Origin of the sequence: Shewanella sp. A32, assembly GCF_029167175.1 — a bacterium.
Lineage (GTDB): Bacteria > Pseudomonadota > Gammaproteobacteria > Enterobacterales > Shewanellaceae > Shewanella > Shewanella yunxiaonensis.
In genome coordinates this window covers 40,129-59,911 of sequence record NZ_JARFTS010000003.1, presented here as the reverse complement: position 1 = coordinate 59,911, position 19,783 = coordinate 40,129, and the positions used below count along the sequence as shown (strand labels likewise).

The 19,783-nt window shown below is 49.2% G+C and carries 14 protein-coding genes; 5 read left to right on the top strand and 9 right to left on the bottom strand.

Annotation, left to right across the window (positions count from 1 at the left end; translation table 11 throughout):
• Positions 1-2: 2 nt before the first annotated feature.
• From rbbA to PY479_RS03530, 7 genes are all read right to left on the bottom strand, one after another.
• Positions 3-2,750, bottom strand: coding sequence for a ribosome-associated ATPase/putative transporter RbbA (rbbA, locus tag PY479_RS03560; protein WP_275482903.1), 2,748 nt, complete (start codon positions 2,748-2,750; stop codon positions 3-5).
• Between the two features lie 5 nt (positions 2,751-2,755).
• Positions 2,756-3,829, bottom strand: a complete 1,074-nt coding sequence (locus PY479_RS03555; RefSeq protein WP_275482902.1) for an HlyD family efflux transporter periplasmic adaptor subunit — start codon at positions 3,827-3,829, stop codon at positions 2,756-2,758.
• A gap of 302 nt (positions 3,830-4,131) precedes the next feature.
• Positions 4,132-5,535 carry a nitrogen regulation protein NR(I) gene (gene glnG, locus PY479_RS03550; protein WP_212594768.1) on the bottom strand — a complete coding sequence of 468 codons (1,404 nt, stop codon included), beginning with the start codon at positions 5,533-5,535 and terminating at the stop codon, positions 4,132-4,134.
• Positions 5,536-5,557: 22 nt separating this feature from the next.
• Positions 5,558-6,625 (bottom strand): nitrogen regulation protein NR(II), encoded by a 1,068-nt coding sequence (gene glnL, locus PY479_RS03545; protein ID WP_212594767.1) that lies wholly within the window; start codon positions 6,623-6,625, stop codon positions 5,558-5,560.
• A gap of 117 nt (positions 6,626-6,742) precedes the next feature.
• Positions 6,743-7,294: a DUF4124 domain-containing protein gene (locus PY479_RS03540; protein ID WP_275482901.1), complete on the bottom strand. Its 552-nt coding sequence runs from the start codon at positions 7,292-7,294 to the stop codon at positions 6,743-6,745.
• A 91-nt stretch (positions 7,295-7,385) separates the two neighbouring features.
• Complete coding sequence (locus PY479_RS03535) at positions 7,386-9,332, bottom strand: FUSC family protein (RefSeq protein WP_275482900.1); 1,947 nt, start codon at positions 9,330-9,332, stop codon at positions 7,386-7,388.
• Between the two features lie 92 nt (positions 9,333-9,424).
• Positions 9,425-9,676 carry an SDR family oxidoreductase gene (locus tag PY479_RS03530; RefSeq protein ID WP_275482899.1) on the bottom strand — a complete coding sequence of 84 codons (252 nt, stop codon included), beginning with the start codon at positions 9,674-9,676 and terminating at the stop codon, positions 9,425-9,427.
• 46 nt (positions 9,677-9,722) lie between these two features.
• Here PY479_RS03530 and PY479_RS03525 point away from each other — a divergent pair, with 46 nt between their 5' ends.
• On the top strand, positions 9,723-9,878 hold the full coding sequence (locus PY479_RS03525) for a hypothetical protein (RefSeq protein ID WP_275482898.1): 156 nt from the start codon (positions 9,723-9,725) through the stop codon (positions 9,876-9,878).
• A 181-nt stretch (positions 9,879-10,059) separates the two neighbouring features.
• Positions 10,060-10,278, top strand: a complete 219-nt coding sequence (locus tag PY479_RS03520; RefSeq protein ID WP_275482897.1) for a hypothetical protein — start codon at positions 10,060-10,062, stop codon at positions 10,276-10,278.
• A 152-nt stretch (positions 10,279-10,430) separates the two neighbouring features.
• On the opposite strand, the gene glnA is transcribed toward PY479_RS03520, so the two are convergent.
• A complete protein-coding gene (glnA, locus tag PY479_RS03515) occupies positions 10,431-11,840 on the bottom strand; it encodes a glutamate--ammonia ligase (protein ID WP_275482896.1) in 1,410 nt (469 codons plus the stop codon).
• A gap of 762 nt (positions 11,841-12,602) precedes the next feature.
• Here glnA and typA point away from each other — a divergent pair.
• The gene (gene typA / locus PY479_RS03510) at positions 12,603-14,426 is read left to right on the top strand and encodes a translational GTPase TypA (protein ID WP_212594760.1); all 1,824 of its coding nucleotides are present in this window, start codon (positions 12,603-12,605) and stop codon (positions 14,424-14,426) included.
• A 177-nt stretch (positions 14,427-14,603) separates the two neighbouring features.
• Positions 14,604-16,523, top strand: coding sequence for a methyl-accepting chemotaxis protein (locus PY479_RS03505; RefSeq protein ID WP_275482895.1), 1,920 nt, complete (start codon positions 14,604-14,606; stop codon positions 16,521-16,523).
• Between the two features lie 413 nt (positions 16,524-16,936).
• Here the strand turns inward: PY479_RS03505 and PY479_RS03500 are convergent, their stop codons facing one another.
• Entirely contained in the window at positions 16,937-18,151 is a 1,215-nt protein-coding gene (locus PY479_RS03500) for a 4Fe-4S binding protein (RefSeq protein WP_275482894.1), read from the bottom strand.
• 313 nt (positions 18,152-18,464) lie between these two features.
• Here PY479_RS03500 and PY479_RS03495 point away from each other — a divergent pair, with 313 nt between their 5' ends.
• On the top strand, positions 18,465-19,778 hold the full coding sequence (locus tag PY479_RS03495; protein WP_275482893.1) for a diguanylate cyclase: 1,314 nt from the start codon (positions 18,465-18,467) through the stop codon (positions 19,776-19,778).
• Positions 19,779-19,783: the final 5 nt, after the last annotated feature.

Below are 19,783 nucleotides of genomic sequence, written 5' to 3'. Positions count from 1 at the left end.
GGTCAGCGCTCCTGTTTCCTGAGTCGCGCCACCGTAATCACGATTAGGATCGGAAAGGCCAAAATCAAAGGGATAAAGGCGCTGTGCAAATCGGTAAAATTGAGTCCTTTGGAAAAGGTGCCGCGCGCAATCATGACAAAATAAGTGGTCGGATAAATATCACCAATAAGCCGACCTATCCCTTGAAGGGCGGTGACTGGCTCGATCAATCCTGAGAATTGTACGGCGGGTAACATGGTGACGATCGCCGTGCCAAAGATGGCTGCGACCTGACTGTTTACGAAGGTCGATACCAGCAGGCCTAGAGCCGTCGCCGCCAAGATATAAAACACCGCTGCGAATGCCAACGTCAGCACGCTGCCGGAGATTGGTACCTGGAAAAAAAATAACGCCAGTAGCACCAGTAATACAAAGCTCAGGATGGATAACGCAACATAAGGCAGTTGTTTACCTAATAGAAATTCTAGCCGAGTGACGGGGGTGACATAGAAATTGATGATGGAGCCTAACTCCTTTTCCCTGACAATCGACAGCGCACTGAGCATGGCCGGGATCATCATCAGCAAAATAGGGATCATTGCCGGTACCATGGCTGGCAAGCTTTCTACATCTGGGTTATAGCGAAAACGTGTCTCAATATTCAGTAGTGGCGCTATCGCGTGCTTGCCATAAATTTCGCGGGTACGGGTTGTCAGCCACTGATAGTGCATGCCTTGTACATAACCTCTGAGCGTCTCTGCTCGTTGCGGCATACTGCCATCAATCCAGGCACCAATTTCTACCTGATTTCCCTTGGCTAAGTCGCGGGCGAAACCACTGGGGATCACCATCGCCAGACTGATCTCTCCCGCTTGCATACGGGCGTCCAGTTCCGCATAACTTTGGATGGGAGGGCGCGCATCGAAGAACCGAGAGCCTGAAAGTTCTAAAACATAATTGCGACTGGTGTTGCTCTGATCCTGATCCCACACAGCAAACCTGAGGTTTTGTACGTCCATGTTCAAGCCGTAACTGAGCACCAGCAGCAATAAGGCACTGCCGAAAACCGCTAGTGCCAAACGTATTGGGTCTCGCAGTAGCTCCAGTGTTTCTCGATGCGTATAACTCATTAAACGACGTAAGCTGAATAAAGCGGCGCCAGTAGGCCGCCTTGTGTGCCGGGTGTTGTTTGCCGAGGGGGTTGGATTGGGTAGTTGTTGATTCTGGCCTTCAGCGTCCTGAAGATAGTCAATAAATGCTTGCTCAAGTGACTGCGCGTGTTTCCCTTCCACGATGGCGCTTGGTGTGTCGCTGACAAGCACTTTCCCGGCATGCATCAGTGACACCCGATCACATCGCGCGGCTTCATTAATAAAATGAGTGGAGATAAAAATGGTCACGTTTTCTTCGTGAGCCAATCTCTCTAAGATTTGCCAAAAATCGTCACGCGTTAGCGGGTCGGCTCCAGAGGTTGGCTCATCGAGGATCAGGACTTCTGGTTGATGGATCATTGCCACCGCCAACGATAAGCGCTGGCGTTCACCTAATGGTAAGGCGCCAGGTAAGCTACCCAAGCGCTTTTGTAACGCAAACTTGCTGGCAATCTGCTGAACCCTATGGTTAATCTGCGATGCTGCAATACCGTAAAGATGTGCATGAAGTTCAAGATTTTGTTTAACACTGAGCTCGCTATATAACGAGAATGATTGCGTAACATATCCCACTCTGCGTCGAGTCTCGAGATCATCTGGGTCCACCGGATGACCAAAGAGCTGCGCTTCGCCAGCGCTTTTCGAGAGCAGCCCTGTCAACATTTTCATGGTCGTTGTCTTGCCACAGCCGTTGGAACCGAGAAAGCCAAAGATTTCCCCGCGGCGAATGGAAAAACTGACATTATCAACTGCGGTAAAGTGGCCAAAGCGCTTGGTTAATCCACGTGCTTCTATGGCGATATCAGCATCAGCAGCGACATGGTGGGGGATTGTCGTGACCGGTTTGCCAATAGGCGTTGAGGTGGGGCGGACTAGCTGTATAAAGGCTTGTTCCAATGTGTGGCTTTGGGTACGACTGAGTAATGCCTGAGGTGTGCCACTGGCTAATATCTGTCCATGATTCATCGCCACTAACTGATCAAATCGAGCCGCTTCTTCCATATAGGAGGTGGCAACTAACACGGCCATGTTTGGCTGTTGCTGGCGGAATCGGGCGATTAATTCCCAAAATTGGCGTCGAGATAAAGGATCGATACCCGTGGTGGGTTCATCAAGGATTAATAAATCTGGATCATGTATCAATGCACAACACAATCCCAGTTTCTGTTTCATTCCCCCGGATAACTTGTTCGCCGCGCGATCTTTAAAAGCTGCCAGGCTGGTGGCATTTAAGAGTTCGGTGATGCGGTGTTCACGTGTTTCTTGGGGAAGACCGAATAAACGACCGAAGAAGTCGATATTCTCAAATACCGAGAGTGACTCGTATAAATTTTTGCCCAGCCCCTGAGGCATGTAGGCGATATCGGGGCATACTCGCTGTCGATGCTTGGCATCTGACATATCGCCCCCGAGCACTTCAATACTGCCATGCTGGATCACTCTTGCACCGGAAATTAGCGACAACAAACTGGATTTGCCGACGCCATCAGGACCAATCAGCCCCGTCATCGTGCCAGCATTAAGCGTCAGCGTAATCTGCTTAAGGGCGTCAGTCTTGAGGTATTGCAAACTCACGTCCTGTAATTTGACTATTGTGGAATCCGCTATTGGTGGTGCCATAGCGCTTACCTGACCAGATTCTGTTGTAATCGAGAAGGCCAGGGTTGGTCTTCTGCAATACGCAGACAGGCTTCACCGGGTAAACCGGTTTTCACTTGCTTGATATGTTTGACCAGTAGTGCCGGCGCAATTTTAGCCCGAATCCGGAACATCAATTTTTCGCGTTCATTGTCAGTTTCAACTGTCTTAGGGGTAAATTGCGCAACATCGGCGATGAACGATATGTGTGCGGGGATGACATATGTTGGTGCCGCATCTAAAACCAGACGCGCTTCCGTACCAATTGCCAGCCGTCCGGCATAAGCTGTTGGCAAGAAAAACGTCATAAAGACATCGGTGACATCCACCAGATTGAGAATGCTGCCGCCAGCACCAATCACTTCTCCTGGCCGCGACACAATATACTGAATGCGGCCATTGACCGGTGCTTTAAGGTCACTGTCGTCAATGTCAACTTGGATGCGGGTGATTCCGGCTTGAGCAGCAGCCACTGAGGACTTGGCACTGTCGATTTGGGCATACGCTGTAGCAATCGCTGCTGCAGTTGCTGCCACCTGAGCCGTCGCCGCATTTAACGCCGCTTTAGCGCTATCAACCGCCGCCTTAGCATCATCAACAGATTGTGCTGAAGTGTGACCTGATGTGGCTAACTGAATAATTCTTTTGCTTCTTTTCTCCGCCAGGGTGAGTTCTGTTTGTCGCAGGTTTACAACCGCTAACGCTGACTTTCTTTCACTTTCACGTAAGGCCAACTGGCTTTCTGCGGTGATAACGGATTCTGCTGCTTGTTTTAACAGGGCTTCTGCCTGTAATCGCTCCGCTTGAAGTGCCTTCGTGTCCATTTGTGCGAGCACTTGTCCCGCCACCACAAATTGACCCTCGTTAACTAAAATGGTGGCTAATCTCCCGGGGCTTTTTGCGGATACATCGATCTCTACGGCTTCGATTCTGCCATTGCGGCAGATAACCGTCTCATCCGTGGCGGCTTGTTTAAAGTAAAACCACACTGCAGCAGTCAATATTAGCGACAGTAAGACGGTAAGTAACCCAAGCCATTTACGTTGGCGGAGAAGGTCCATAACCCTTTCCCTAGTCCGATAGGATCACCCAGTGGAAATGAACAACTGCACTCGTTTAAACCTTAGATAATGTGGTGCGGTTTTGCCATTTCATGGCGTTAGTTTCACATTAAATATCAACTTGAATTATCCGCCCGCGGAGGTTCTTAAGTGGTGTTATGCCACCCTGGTATTGGTGGCAGGATGCTGCGGAAGAAACTGCTTAGAAATAAAGGGATGAGGAGGGGACTTCGCCAAAGACGCTGATGCGGTGATCTGATAGCGGCTACATGTGCCAGCATGACAGATCACCACCATCGTTGTTAATCCATCGAAAGCTCTTTCAATTTTCGTGTCAGGGTATTGCGACCCCAGCCGAGACGTTTGGCGGCTTCCTGTTTGTGTCCCTGCGTGTGCTCTAGCGCGGTTTCCAACAAAATCCGCTCAAACGCCGGTTGGATTTCGGTCAGAAGATCATTTTCACCTTGTGATAAGCGCTGATCCAGCCATAAACGTAAGGCTGTTTGCCAATCGTGTGAATTGCTGGAACCACTGGTTTGTGTCACTGGTTCTTTAAACAGTTCATGGGGTAAATCCTGTGGCAGGATCTCTTGCCCAGATGCCATAACGGTGAGCCAGCGGCAGGTATTCTCCAATTGCCTAACGTTACCTGGCCACGGGAGTTGTTGCAGTTTCGCCGAGGTTTCTTTGGTGAGAATTTTGGCTTCAACCCCAATCTCTTTGGCCGCTTGTGCCAGGAAATGCCGCGCCAGTTGCGGAATATCTTCGCGTCGCTGCGATAGTGGTGGCAGATGAATACGAATAACGTTCAGACGGTGGAATAAGTCTTCACGGAACTGGCCTTTTTGCACCAGAGATTCTAGATCCTGATGGGTTGCGGCAATGATACGTACATCTACGCGGACTGGGGAATGCCCGCCCACGCGGTAGAATTGTCCGTCAGCCAATACCCGCAGCAGTCGGGTTTGCACATCCAGCGGCATATCGCCGATTTCATCAAGAAATAAGGTGCCACCATTTGCCTGTTCAAAGCGCCCCTGGCGTACGTTAGCCGCACCGGTAAACGCCCCTTTTTCATGGCCGAATAGTTCAGACTCAATCAATTCTTTGGGAATGGCCGCCATGTTCAGTGCAATAAAAGATTGATCGCGGCGCGGACTGTGTTTGTGCAGTGCTCCGGCAACCAGCTCCTTACCGGTTCCGGATTGGCCGTTGATGAGGACGCTGATAGATGAACGAGACAAACGGCCAATCGCCCGGAACACCTCCTGCATGGCCGGTGCTTCGCCGATGATTTCAGGCGTATTGAGTTGGGATTCAACCGGCACCGGAGAATGCTCAGTGGCATGCGTTATCGCTCTCTCCACCAGCGTAATGGCTTCGTCAATATCGAACGGCTTTGGCAGATATTCAAACGCACCGGCCTGATAGGCGCTGACGGCGCTATCCAGGTCGGAATGTGCGGTCATGATGATGACTGGAATATGCGGATAGTGCACATTAATGCGTTCCAGCAATGTCAGGCCGTCAGTCCCCGGCATGCGAATATCAGAGACAATGACGCGAGGCTGTGAAATCTGCAATGCATCCCACAGTGATTCGGCGGCAGCAAAGCTGGCGCAACTAATTTTGGCACCACGCAGTGCACGCTCCAGTACCCAACGGATGGAGCTATCATCATCGAGGATCCATACTTGTTCGCTCATATTGCTCCCTGTTTTGCAGATCTTATAAGTTGTCCTGATCCAAATTAATTGGCAGGGTCAGGCTGAATTCTGTGTGGCCAGGTGCTGAATTACAGTCGATACGGCCACCATGTAAACGGGCAATGTTATGGGCAATCGATAGCCCCAGGCCATTGCCATCCTTACGTCCTGTCACCATGGGATAGAACAGCGTATCGACAAGCTCCGGCTTAATCCCTGGGCCGTTATCAATAATCGACAGTATCAGCGCCAGTTTATGACGCTGGGTGCCGATGGTGACCTGATGCGCGGTGCGGGTACGGATCATAATATCCCCCGCCTTTTGCTGCTCCAGCGCCTGAATGGCATTTTGTACGATGTTGAGGATGGCCTGTTGCAGCTGATCCTCATCCATCGGCAGATCTGGAATGGAGGGGTCGTAATCCTGGCGCAAACGGATATTCGGTGGCAGCGTGACACTCACCAGATTCAGCACCTTCTGAATCACCATATGAATATTTAACACCCGGTGCTGCGAAGGTTTCTGAGGTCCTAGCAGCCTATCCACCAAGCTACGCAAGCGATCTGCCTGCTCAATAATTAAGGTTGTAAACTCTCGCAGATGCTCATCGCTGAGTTCTCTGGACAGTAACTGGGCAGCCCCACGCAGTCCCCCTAAGGGATTTTTGATTTCATGGGCCAGATTGCGCACCAAAAACTGGGCAGCCTGTTGCTGTGCATCCAATGTCAGTTGTTGATGAATACGCCGTTGCTGGTCGACTTGCCTTAGCTCCAGCAGGCTGAATGCCGTCTGCTCAGTATCATGCTCAATCGGTACCAATGTCAGATCAACCGTATGGTGTTGCCCATCCAAGGTCACTAATTGGATGGTATTCACCGTCAATCCTTGCGCTGCGACTACTGCACCTTTAAGGACCTTGGCGTCAATAGCCAACGTATGGAGCCAGTCGACCAGCGGTTGCTCTTTCAGTTTATGACTGGAGACTCCCAGCAATTGCTCCGCAGCAGCATTGGCATACGCAGGGCGGAGTTCGCCGTCGATAACCAAAACTGCAGTCACCAGATGATTTAGCAGTAGATTTGTGTCCATCGGCATTATTCCAGATTGATTGCACCATTATAGTGCGCCATTCTGGTGCAAGCCGCAAGATAGTGCCGACAATCTACATAAACAGAACAATATAGCTAACTATATGATACAACATAGTTATCCATTGACCCGTTTAGCACTCGGCGCCGGAATTGCGGGTTTAATTAGCCCAGCTTGGTGCAGAAAAATGGTTATTTCTGAGCTGGATGCAAGGACTTTGCCGTTTTGCTGTTCGACCTTTAGTTGAAGCTTATGTTCGCCGCGATCGATATTTTTGAGTTGAAACACTGGGCTCGCCTGGGCATCGCTGGTGGCTACCCCATCAATAAAGAGTTGCAGATAATGGCCTGATGCCAGCTCAGGCTGCACGTTACCGGTCACGGTGAAGTCTCCGGCATTATCCCGGATAGTTGCTTCATGGTGCGGCGATACAATGCTGACCTGATATAGCGCTTTTTGTTCGGCAGAGGTGGTTGGCTCTTCGTTGCTGATGGCGTTGACTGGTGTCATGGTGACTTGGTTGCCGGTGTTATCCGGCAACTTCACTTGCTGCGCGTTAGCATGTGGCTGATCACTAAAATGGATATTACCGTCCTTGTCTATCCATTTATAGACAGTAGCCTGAGCTGTCACTGACAGCAGACAGAGTAACATCAGCAAGACGCGCATAACCTGTTCCTTTCGTTGGTTATTATCTGTTAAGACTAGCGTGTTGCGGCGTCATTGCCCAGCGAAATCATATCCGCAACGTGTATCGCAATCAGTGATGCTCGATGGTTGACGACAACTGAAATGGTCGTTGCCAATATAACCAGGCATAAAGTTGCGACAAATCCTGCGCTAGCCACAGATGCACATCATCACTGGTCAGTAATGGTTGTTCAATCACACACCATTGCGGTTTGTAACGGCTGCGGAATAATGGCAACCATGATTGCAGTTGGTTACATGCCTGCTGCAGCTGCGGATGTTGCCCCTGTCTGGCGAGCACTACCAGCGTGCAGTGCAACGTCAGGCCCAGCCACAGGAAACTCTGCCAATCTTGCAGTTCTCTGGCGGAGTTATTGGGTTCAAGCTTCATATAACTGATCTCAAGACTCAATTGCCTTAATGCCGCATGTGCCTGCCAACGTAATGCCAGATCCGATTTACCCTCTGCAATGCTTTGCAACCAGCGCTGTTCCAGTTCGATGAAGTGGCACACATAATTGTCAAGCCAGCGCTTGGTCCAGCTTGGAATGAACAGATACATCGCCAGTACTGCCAGAATCACACCGGTCAACGTATCCAGCGCCCGATAAAAGGCAATATAGGGTTCGGCTGGCAGCAGCAAGGTGATGGCAAAAATCATCATCACGGTTATCCAAAACACATGAATTTCGTAGCGAGCCTTGTAGTAGGTGGCGAACGCAAGAAACAGCGTGATACAGGTGGCCGGTTCCAGCCAGGCACCAGTGCCGAAATACCAGACCATCGCCAGTGCTAATATCGACCCCAGGATTGTGCCATAGGCTCGCCCCCAGATCCGTAACTGCAATTGTCCCAGGGGCGCTGTCATCATTACGATAAATGCTGTCAGTGTCACCCAATACCCCTGTTGAAATGGCAATAACGCCACCACTAACTGGCAACACATTAAGGTGAACAGAATGCGCAAGCCATGGTGCCATTCACGCGAACCTTTTTGCAGCGCTTTGCGCCATTGGCTGCGGATACTGTCGGCATCTGATGGCCAGATAAGTTTAAGCAGGGTGCGCCAGTTTTCTGATAACGGATCATTGGCGAGTATCGCTGCGGTAATCTGCTGTTCAATAGCGGTGAGCGTCGGATGTTGGCCGTTGCCTTGTGGTAAATCAGGTAATGGCGCACCCTGTTCCACTATTGCGTTGAAATTAACGGCAAAGTCTGTGATATAGCATTGCAGCGCATCGGCGTTGGCTTCAGAGCTTTCCTGTTGCCGAATTCGACCAATTTCTTCCATTGCTTCAATCAGTTGCATCCGTGAACGCAGACCTTTAGCAATCTTTAACACTGCACTGTTATCGGGCATTTCCTGTAACCAGTGCGCCAGCACGGCGATGGCTTCATCCAGTTGCTCACGTAACGCCAGACGTTTACCTACGTTGGCAGCATCGGAATAGCCCAAAATAGTGCACCAATTTACAAATTGTGTAGAGACTTTGGCGAGGAGTTGCTCTCCTTGGCGAATGGATAGCCAGGGGCCTGCGATTACTGCGCTAAGCATGGCACTCCAGCTGCCAAAAGCACTGGAAAGCAACACCATTACCCAAGGGGTGTCACTTTCCAGCAGATGCATGGCGCAAATCAACGAGAATCCGGCATTGTAGGTGAGTAGCTGAATGTATTTTCGTTGATTGGAGCTAAGTCCATACAGCAGACCAATCAGCATTAACACGGCGATACCGAGCAGCGGTTCAATCAGGCTCAGTAATGCTAGCGCGCTGCTGATACAACATAATAATGCCGACAGACTCAGTAATATGGTGCGTTTGGGGTAAGCAAGGTTTCGTCCTTGCACGCCAACCAACCAAGCACAAATCAAGGCGTTAACGCCGCTGGCGGTATCGCCAACGGCAGAAAATAAAAGTAAGCCTGCCATCATTGGCAGGCCAATACGTAACCCTTCTGGCAAATCTGAACGATCAGGTAGCCAGTGCAGCGTAAGCTTTAATAACTTGGAAAACATCGGGATTGGCAATGGATAGTTAAACTAACGCTTATTTTAATCGATTCCCGCTATAGATTTCAGCGGCTAGCAGCAGATATTTCTGCGATTGCTCAAATAAACATACCGCCAAAGGCTTCAATACGTTGCGGCATGATCCATGCCGCACTGTCTGACGGCAATAATGCAGTGGCCGCATCGATACCTGCAGGTAATCCTGCGCGCCCCAACGCGGTTTGCAAAGCGACATAGCGATTCATTTCCGGGTTATCGCGCATCGCTCCAACACTAAAGTCCGTTTCAATCGCGCCGGGAGCCAACACCTTCACGCGGATTTTTCTCGGTCCCAGTCTCTGTTGGCTCAATACCGCGAATTGGAGGAGCTGCTTTGGCGACGAGAAAGCGAATTAAGTGGCTGCATTCGTGTCGACATGCCGCAAGGTTTTTACCAGACAGCAGCTATTCCCGGCATTACAGCACTTTATGGAACAGCATCCTCAGCTGACGCTGGAAAGCAGCGGTACTGACCGCAAAGTGGATATTGTCGTGAAGGCTTGGATGCGTTGATGCGGGTCGGCAAATTGGAGCAGGATGGCATAGTGGCTAAAAAATTGGCTATCTGCAACGCTATGGCACACCTTATACGCTAAAGGCGTTAGCACGGCACCTGTTGGTGCAGTATGTCACGCTGTTTGGTAATCCGGGAGGCCTTGAATATCTGGACGGCGAAACGTTATAGATATTGCCGATGCCGACACGGCTCTTTGTCAATAACCGTGATGCTGATGTCGCTGCTTGTCGAGGCCACTTAGAAATCATTCAGTCGCCGCTACTCGGTCTCAATCACTATTTAAAAACCGGGGGAATTGACGCAGATATTACCGGATATAACGGTGCCGAGTATGCCCATATATCTGTTATACCCATATCCTCGTCATCTGGCGCAACGGTTAAGGTTGCTCAGTGACAGGCTGATACAACTGCTCTCAGAACGGGAAGGGATAGTGTTGAACGGATAACCGTTAGATGGCATCTAAAATAAGTGCCCCGGGATAAACCCGGGGCTTTATTTTTATACTCCGATGGCTTGACTCATCGGGTTGATTGCAGAGCAATAGCTTACAGGCTGTAGTACAGTTCGAACTCAAGTGGGTGAACTGTGCGGTTGATTTTCTCAGCTTCTGCAGTTTTCAGTGCGATGTATGAATCGATGAAGTCATCAGAGAATACGCCGCCTTTAGTCAAGAACTCACGGTCAGCATCCAGTGCTGCCAGCGCAATATCCAGAGACTCAGCCACTTGTGGGATTGCAGCAGCTTCTTCAGCTGGCAGATCGTACAAGTCTTTGTCCATGGCATCGCCAGGGTGGATCTTGTTCTGGATACCGTCCAGACCAGCCATCATCAGTGCAGAGAACGCCAGATATGGGTTAGCCATTGGATCTGGGAAGCGAGTCTCAATACGACGAGCTTTGGGTGATGGAACTACCGGAATACGGATTGAAGCACTGCGGTTACGTGCTGAGTAAGCCAGCATGACTGGAGCTTCGAAGTGAGGAACCAGACGTTTGTAAGAGTTGGTGCTTGGGTTGGTGAAGGCGTTCAGCGCGCGAGCGTGCTTGATGATACCACCGATGTAGTACAAACAGGTTTCAGACAGACCCGCATACTTGTCACCCGCAAACAGGTTCACACCGTCTTTAGACAGTGACTGGTGCACGTGCATACCTGAACCGTTATCGCCCATGATAGGTTTAGGCATAAAGGTCGCAGTTTTGCCGTAAGCATGCGCCATGTTGTGCACAACATACTTCAGGGTCAGAATTTCGTCTGCTTTAGCCGTCAGAGTGTTAAATCGGGTAGCAATCTCGTTCTGGCCAGCAGTGGCCACTTCGTGGTGGTGAGCTTCAACCACTTGACCCATCTCTTCCAATACCAGACAGGTCGCACTGCGCCAATCCTGTGATGAATCCACTGGTGGCACTGGGAAGTAACCGCCTTTAACGGTAGGACGGTGGCCAGTGTTGCCATCTTCGTATTCGTTAGCAGAACTCCAAGCAGCTTCTTTTGCACCAACTTTGTAGAAGTTGCCTGACATGTCAGAGCCGAAGCGTACATCGTCAAATACAAAGAATTCTGGTTCTGGGCCAATCAGCACTGTGTCAGCAATACCAGTAGACTTCAGATACTCTTCTGCTTTCTTAGCGATAGAACGTGGGTCACGCTCATAGCCTTGCATAGTGGCTGGTTCGAGGATGTCACAACGGATGATTGCGGTGGTTTCTTCGAAGAAAGGATCCAGCACGAAAGTGTTTACGTCTGGCATCAGCACCATGTCTGATTCGTTGATGCCTTTCCAACCTGCAATTGAAGAGCCGTCAAACATTTTACCGTCTTCAAAAAAGTCGGCATCTACCTGGTGTGCAGGCACAGATACGTGTTGTTCTTTACCTTTGGTATCGCAAAAACGCAGATCAACAAATTTTACTTCCAACTCTTGGAGTTGTTTCAGTACCGATTCAACTGACATTCTAAAGCCTCCGGATAGGGTATAGATTCGGCCCTTTGTTTACTTGGTGTAAGTTTAACGACTGGCGTATCTTCAATTTTAAGGCTTTTGAGCAGCCAAAATCGTGCCAGCTTTTTAACACGCTGAAATCAAAGGGCATGTTCGAATATTGGGCGAATAATACAGTCGGTAACGCACAATAGTGGTGCGGAAACGCTATTTTTTGGTGCAATCCATGCTCTAAAATGCTGTTTTAGAGATGTTGAATTTTACGTAAAGCTGGCCACTTATACTGTTATTTCCCTCGGCTAGATTAGAGCGCAATGACCGGTAAATCAACCGTTATCGCACTGTTGTAAAAATCTTAAAATTTCACGGTCGCGCTGTCTAAATCAATGTTTTTATGGATGGTGCCAGCTGACTCTGTGGCTGTATTCGACGACTCAAAAGTGTGATTTCGTTGAGATAAAATAGTGTGTCATGGCTGGCAGAAATCACACGATTAAACATCGTTCAAAATCTGTCCATAAAACCTGTGATCAAGTTAACATTGCCCCAAGTTGGTGATGTGAGTGCTCCGTAAAAATCGTCGAATCGTTTTACCTCAGTTGACCCACGGCATTGTCTGACTGCGACAACGTGAGGCAATTGTATAAATTAATATCAATGACACCTTGCTCAGTGTATAATCGCCGCCTTTTCGCAAGAATTAACGCGTCCGGCGGTGACAAATTCTGCCGCTGGCATGCAGTCCCCGATGCAAACATAGGCTTCACAAGTAAAATGTCGAGTTCACTCAATAAATTAAGAAACATCGCGATTATCGCGCATGTTGACCATGGCAAGACCACTCTGGTGGACAAGCTGCTGTCTCAATCAGGTACATTAGCCTCCCGCGGTGAAGCGGTTGAGCGTGTGATGGACTCAAACGATCTGGAAAAGGAACGTGGTATCACCATTTTGGCGAAGAATACCGCGATTCGCTGGCAGGACTATCGTATCAACATCGTTGATACCCCCGGGCACGCTGACTTCGGTGGTGAAGTAGAACGCGTGTTGTCGATGGTAGACTCAGTATTGCTGCTGGTCGACGCCGTAGATGGCCCGATGCCTCAGACTCGCTTTGTGACAAAGAAGGCATTTGCTCAGGGATTGAAACCTATTGTGGTTATCAACAAAATCGACCGCCCAGGTGCGCGCCCTGATTGGGTGATTGACCAGGTGTTCGACTTGTTTGTGAACTTAGGTGCGACCGATGAGCAATTGGACTTCCCAATTGTTTATACCTCTGCACTGAACGGTTACGCATCTCTGGATCCAGAAACTCATAGCGATGACATGACCCCTTTATTCCAGACCATCATCGACAAAGTATCACCTCCTGATGCAGACGATGAAGGCCCATTCCAGATGCAGATCTCTCAGCTGGATTACAGCTCATACGTTGGGGTTATTGGTGTTGGTCGCATCAAACGCGGTAGCGTTAAAACCAACCAGCAGGTGACTGTGATTGGTGCGGATGGCAAAACCCGTAATGGTAAGGTCGGTCAAGTATTAGGTTATCTTGGTCTGGATCGTAACGAAGTTGCTGAAGCGGATGCTGGTGACATCGTAGCGATTACCGGTTTGGGCGAGCTGAAGATTTCTGACACTGTGTGCGCCACTAATAATGTGGAAGCATTACCAGCGTTGAGTGTTGACGAACCCACCATGACCATGACTTTCCAGGTAAACACTTCACCGTTTGCTGGTAAAGAAGGTAAGTTCATCACTTCTCGTAATATTCTTGAACGTCTGCAGACTGAACTGGTGCATAACGTAGCGCTGCGCGTAGAAGAAACTGACAGCCCGGATCGTTTCAAGGTCTCTGGTCGCGGTGAACTCCACCTGTCTATCCTGATCGAAAACATGCGTCGTGAAGGTTATGAGTTAGCTGTTTCTCGTCCAGAAGTGATCCTTAAAGAGATCGATGGCGTAAAATGCGAGCCTTATGAACAGCTGACCGTGGACGTAGAAGAGCAGCATCAAGGTGCCGTGATTGAAAAGCTGGGTATCCGTAAAGCAGATATGAAGGATATGCAGCCAGACGGTAAAGGTCGCGTGCGTATCGACTTTATGATCCCTAGCCGTGGGTTGATTGGTTTCCAGACTGACTTCATGACTTCTACTTCCGGCACTGGTCTGCTGTATCATTCATTTGATCACTACGGTCCATATAAGGAAGGGGATATCGGCCAGCGTGCTAACGGGGTATTGATCTCCAACGCTACCGGTAAAGCGCTAACTTACTCTCTGTTCTATCTACAGGAACGTGGTCGTCTGTTTATTGGCCATGCTGCAGAAATTTATGAAGGCCAGATTGTGGGTATCCATAGTCGTTCTAACGACCTGACAGTGAACTGTCTGAAAGGCAAGCAGCTGACCAACATTCGTGCATCAGGTACTGACGAAGCTCAGACCCTGACACCACCGATTGTAATGACGCTGGAGCAGGCACTGGAATTTATCGACGATGATGAATTAGTGGAAGTGACGCCTAAGAGCATTCGTTTGCGTAAGAAGTATCTGACCGAGATGGATCGCAAACGCGCCTATCGTCAGAGCTAATGGCAATCTGTTTTTTAAGACCCCGGTTTTCCGGGGTTTTTTATTGCCGTAACCCCCACGATGTTTGGCTTGCTAAAAGTTTCAAAAGATTCATAAGTGGCCTAAAAGTAAAGCTTGTCTGGTAATTGGCCGCTAGAAGTTACCATCCGGTAAATATTTTTCTTCTACGGCTAATTAATGAAAACAACCCTAAAAACCCGACTATTGTTATCGAGCCTTTCGGCAGTTGCTATCACCTGTGCAATTTTAATCGTGTTTTCAATCAACATGTTGCAGTCTCGTGCTGCGCTGCAAACCAATGAAAATATTCGCATATTAGCCAATACTTTTGCCAACTTAGTCGGCAATGATCTGTTCCAAAAACGTGAAGCTGTCACCAGTTTGGCGCATACCATCGAGCAGTATCCTGCTGATACTCCAGTCGAAGACTATCGTTTGCTTATCAACCATACTTTTAAGTCACAAGGCTTTATTTTGAGTATGTATGGTGATGCCCAAGGCAACATGGTGCGGCAAGATCCAACCTGGGATGCCCGTGCAAAAGCGAAAGGATATGATCCACGTAAACGTAGTTGGTATACCGAGGGTGCCGCCATCAACGGTCTATCAATGTCGGCACCTTACGTAAGTGATACTACCGGTGACTTTGTGGTGACTTTGGCCTACCCCGTAAAAAACAACGATGGTAGTTTACGTGGTATGGCAGGCTCGAATATCAACGTGTCACAAATTGCACAAAAAGTGCGGAATCTGAAAGTGCCTGGCAACGGTTACACCATTATGGTGGAAAATAACGCGCACATTATTAGCCATCCTAGTGAAGCATTAAACAACAAGTTTCTCAGCGTAATTTCTCCCGAGTTAACCGCCCAATGGCTGGCTCAAGCGGATGCACAAGCTCAGCTGACAGATATGGAATTGGACGGAGCGCGTAAACTGGTATTTGCGGTCGCAGTACCCAATACCGATTGGTCGATGGTATTCGTGATGGATCGTGCCACCATTATGGCGACCTATGTGGAACTGCGTTATTGGATGATTGGCATTGGCGTTGGTGTGCTGTTGCTTCTCTCGGTTGTGCTCACTTGGATATTCCGTCAGCAGTTTGCCGATCTGTTGCGTTTGAATGAGGCGCTGGCTGACATCGCCGACGGTGATGGTGACCTTACGGTTCGTATTAATGCGCGCCATGAGCATGATGAAATCGGCCAGTTGGCCAATGCTTTCAACCGTTTTGTGGCGAAGTTACACGATATTATTTCGCAAGTGGAGCGTGTTTCAAACTCACTAGGAAATCAGTCACAAACGGCGAGTGCTGCGGTGCATCAAAATCGACAACAGATTAATCAACAACAAGATGAAGTCACCATGGTGGCAACCGCGGTGACGGAAATGGCATCGGCCACTGAGGAAATTGCCAGCAATGCTGAACTAGCAGCGAATACCGCGCACGAAGCCGTATCATTAGCCGCAGAGGGTGAGCAAGCGGTAGCACAGAGCCGTGGGTCAATACAGGGGCTGGCGCAAGAAGTGGCAGCCACTGGTGCGATTATTGAAGAGCTCAATAGCCATGCGCAGCATATTAACGGCATTTTGGCGACCATCCGTGGCGTGGCTGAACAGACTAACTTACTGGCGTTGAATGCGGCGATTGAAGCTGCCCGTGCCGGTGAACATGGCCGCGGTTTTGCGGTGGTGGCAGATGAAGTTAGGGTATTATCGCAGCGCACTCACGGCTCAACGCAAGAGATCCAAGAGATGATTGAAACGCTGCAAGCCACAACGGCTAACGCAGTAATGGCAACGGAAGCTAGTTTGCAAAAAGCAGATGCCAGCGTTGCAGATGCTGAAGCCGCAAGTGAGCGATTAGGGCAGATCAACCGTGCCATAGAAAATATTTCTGATATGGCACGCCAAATAGCCGCTGCGGCTGAGGAACAAACCTCGGTAACCGCAGAAATTAACCGCAATACCGAGTCTATTCGCGAGGTGTCGTTGACTTTGTCGAGCGAAATGGAGCAGTCAGCACAGCAAGCATCGGCGCTGGAGAAACTGGCTGTCGAACTGAAAACTCAGGTGCATCGTTTCAAGTTTTAATTACTGAGCAAGAACGGCTGGTAAATATCACTGCCGGCCGTTTCTGGTTTATGGCTCAGTCTTGATGATGGGTCATTAGCGCCTTGCTGTGGGTTAGGCCATTGTCAATTTGCTTGCGATCCGATTTACCACATTGGCTCACGTTGGCTTCGCTTTCGGTCTCTTCGCGGTTTGCTGCATATCTAGTAAATTTATTAGGCACAGTGCGTTAAACTGGTAAGGACTAAGTCACTTAGCTTCCTGAATATGGCTGGTGTGATATCGAGCAATATTTCAGCTTTGAAACAGCGCGTTGCAATTTTCTGCCCTATTTTGTGCTGGTACTGACTTAACCAAGATAGTTTGGGAAGTGGATCTCTACACTTTGTTACACCTAATCCTGCAATCTCCACTTCCCTCAGCCAAGATAGCAATTAGTGTCCGATATGATCAGCAACTTGCAATAGCTGCATCCGAATCGCATCCGGTATCTGACTGTCCCAATAGCCGAAGAGCCAAGCCACTAATGGCAGGAAGAACATAATCGCCAGTACCCCAAGCATCAGACTGCGTGCCGATAACATATGGTTGCCGGGCAGACCAAAACCGAGCGCTGCCTTTTTCGGACAAGCAGCAACACAGCGCATACAGGCTTGGCATTCATCACTGCGCACCGTGGTTTTGGTATGAACAATGATATTGGCCGGACAGGCGCGTGTGCACTTGTCACATTTCATGCCTTTATCAATCAAGCACTCTTGCTGGTTACGGCGAATTTTCAGCGGACTGAAGAAACTCAGTATCCCCAGAATGGCACCATAAGGGCATAAGTAGCGACAAAATCCCTGACGACGCCATGACGCAATCATCAGGATCAACGCAAAACAACACAGTGTGACCAGTCCGGGCGTCAGGAAAAACAGTGCCATCTTGAGGTCGGCGATACGGTGGTAATTGCCTTGCAAATAACCCGGAATCCCCATTGCTGGCATGCCTACGACCAGATAGATAAAACCAGCCAACAGCAGATATTTCAACATCCGCAATGGCCAGTCCAGCCATCTAGGTGGCATCAGCTCTTCTTTGATAACACGTTTGCGCAGTTTATACAGATATTCCCCTGCGAGCCCAATGGGACAGGCCCAACCACAGAAGGCGCGCTTGCACAGCAGCCCTGTTAGTAACACGATGCCTAACATTACCGCCGCCGCAGGATGGTTCTGATCCCATAATCCCAACGAGACGATACCTTTTACTTCAATAGCACCGGCAATCGGCAAAAAGGCATCCACCACGTTGGGACGGGCAACCCAAGGGTCGGCTATGCCGGCTTTTAGCATCAGGCTATTCACCGTATATTGGATGGCGACAATCAATAGTGACAGGACAATTAAGTTCTGACAGCCTGCCCGTAAGTCATTGATACGCAAATCACCTTTGGCAAAGGCAGGTTTACGCCATTGGAGTAGGGCTAAACCGGCAATTGCAATGGCAGTACCGACCAATAATGTCAGGCTGGCACTTATCACTAAGGCTAATAACAAGGAAATGGTGGCGGCGATAGCGCCAAAGCGTTTACCAGCCCACCACAACTGAGTGGCACCGTATAATAATGCCAACATCAAGGTAAGGGATTCGGTAATAGTCATGTGATGTTCCACATCAAATAGTTTGTGTGTATTGTGAAAGCCGAAGTCTGAAATAGTTGTATTTCACTTGCGTGAATTGTGCGCCAGATCCAACAAACACCCTGGGCTTGCCAAAATTCGTGTGGTTGCTCACACAGATGTATAGTCCAGAGAACGCTAAAATTAAGTATCTAATATCTGGCCATAATCCAGTTAGACAATGGTATTTCGCTATTCCAGTTGATATTGAATCATGTAAAAATAATGTAAAATTTTAGGGCGTGTGCTGATGCGGAGTGATGGGCGATTCAAGAGCCGAGTGGTTTGGGGTCTAGTGGCCCTGCTCTACTTTGCAGCCACCTATGAGATAGTGGAATATCTCCAGCATAGTTACAGCCGAGATATTGCAGATGACCGCGCCGATGATCTGTCACGACAACTCGCATTGGTACGATATCGTCTGGAAGCATCAGTCACGTCAGAGATCTTTGAGGCCAATGCACTAGCGGCCTATATTGCCGTCAGTCCGCAATCTTCAGCCCATCAATGGTTACCATTAGCTGAAAATATCCGGCGCAAGGCTCACCATATTCGCAATATTGGGGTGGCTCCGAATGATGTCATCAGTTTTGTTTATCCACGGCAAGGCAATGAGAAAGCCTTAGGACTGGACTTTCGCCTGCATCCGGAGCAATGGCGCACCGTAGAAATCGCCAAAAATAACGGCAAGATTTTTGTCGCTGGCCCATTAACCCTGGTGCAGGGCGGGGAAGCGATCATCGCCCGCATCCCTATTTTCTCTGACCCTCCGAACAATAAAAACTATTGGGGAGTGTGCAGTGTTGCACTCGACTGGAACCGGTTATTGCACGATGCCGGTAGCGATTCGTTTCCTGATGATGTGGAACTGGCGATACGGGGTGTGGACGGTCAGGGTGAACTAGGCGCAGTATTCTATGGTGATCCTCAGGTATTTACGCAGCCACTGCGTACCGAAACCGTGAACTTGGTGAGCGGCACCTGGCAATTAGCCATTAAAGAGATCGCGCATGACTCGTTAGAAATCTGGTTCAAAAGCAATCTGGTACGGTTGTTGGGTTACACCTTGTCGGTGGTTCTGTTTATTAGCGTTATCTTGTTGCTGAACACCTATCGTAATGCTCACCGCTATTCGTACGAAGATGTGTTAACCAAAATTGGTAACCGTCGCCGCGCTATGCAGATGCTGCAAAAGCTCCACAAACATGGTAGTCACTTTTGTATTTTCAACATAGATCTGAATAATTTCAAACAGATAAATGATAATTTTGGACATGTGGCCGGTGACGCGCTGCTGGTGGAGATTGCGCGACGGTTAGAGAGTGTCTTGCGTGGCAGTGATCTGGTTGCCCGTATCGGCGGTGATGAATTTTTAGTGATCCTGCCGCGTATTTCGGCGATTGAGAACATTCAGGCGGTACAGGATAAGATTCATGCCGAAGTTTGCGTGCCGACGTTTGTTTGGCACGGCATTACCTTACCGATACAGCTAAGTATGGGGTATGCCTGTTTTCCGGAAGCGGCACAGACAATTGAAGATCTGTTGCACAACGCTGACCGAGCCATGTATGCCGATAAACAGCGGTGCCGTGAACAAGAGGTGGGATAACATCC

Coding starts and splice junctions, on each gene's coding strand:
- rbbA (WP_275482903.1), bottom strand. CDS start 2,750: ATGGCACCACCAATAGCGGATTCCACAATAGTCAAATTACAGGACGTG.
- PY479_RS03555 (WP_275482902.1), bottom strand. CDS start 3,829: ATGGACCTTCTCCGCCAACGTAAATGGCTTGGGTTACTTACCGTCTTA.
- glnG (WP_212594768.1), bottom strand. CDS start 5,535: ATGAGCGAACAAGTATGGATCCTCGATGATGATAGCTCCATCCGTTGG.
- glnL (WP_212594767.1), bottom strand. CDS start 6,625: ATGGACACAAATCTACTGCTAAATCATCTGGTGACTGCAGTTTTGGTT.
- PY479_RS03540 (WP_275482901.1), bottom strand. CDS start 7,294: ATGCGCGTCTTGCTGATGTTACTCTGTCTGCTGTCAGTGACAGCTCAG.
- PY479_RS03535 (WP_275482900.1), bottom strand. CDS start 9,332: ATGTTTTCCAAGTTATTAAAGCTTACGCTGCACTGGCTACCTGATCGT.
- PY479_RS03520 (WP_275482897.1), top strand. CDS start 10,060: ATGCCGACACGGCTCTTTGTCAATAACCGTGATGCTGATGTCGCTGCT.
- glnA (WP_275482896.1), bottom strand. CDS start 11,840: ATGTCAGTTGAATCGGTACTGAAACAACTCCAAGAGTTGGAAGTAAAA.
- typA (WP_212594760.1), top strand. CDS start 12,603: ATGTCGAGTTCACTCAATAAATTAAGAAACATCGCGATTATCGCGCAT.
- PY479_RS03505 (WP_275482895.1), top strand. CDS start 14,604: ATGAAAACAACCCTAAAAACCCGACTATTGTTATCGAGCCTTTCGGCA.
- PY479_RS03500 (WP_275482894.1), bottom strand. CDS start 18,151: ATGACTATTACCGAATCCCTTACCTTGATGTTGGCATTATTATACGGT.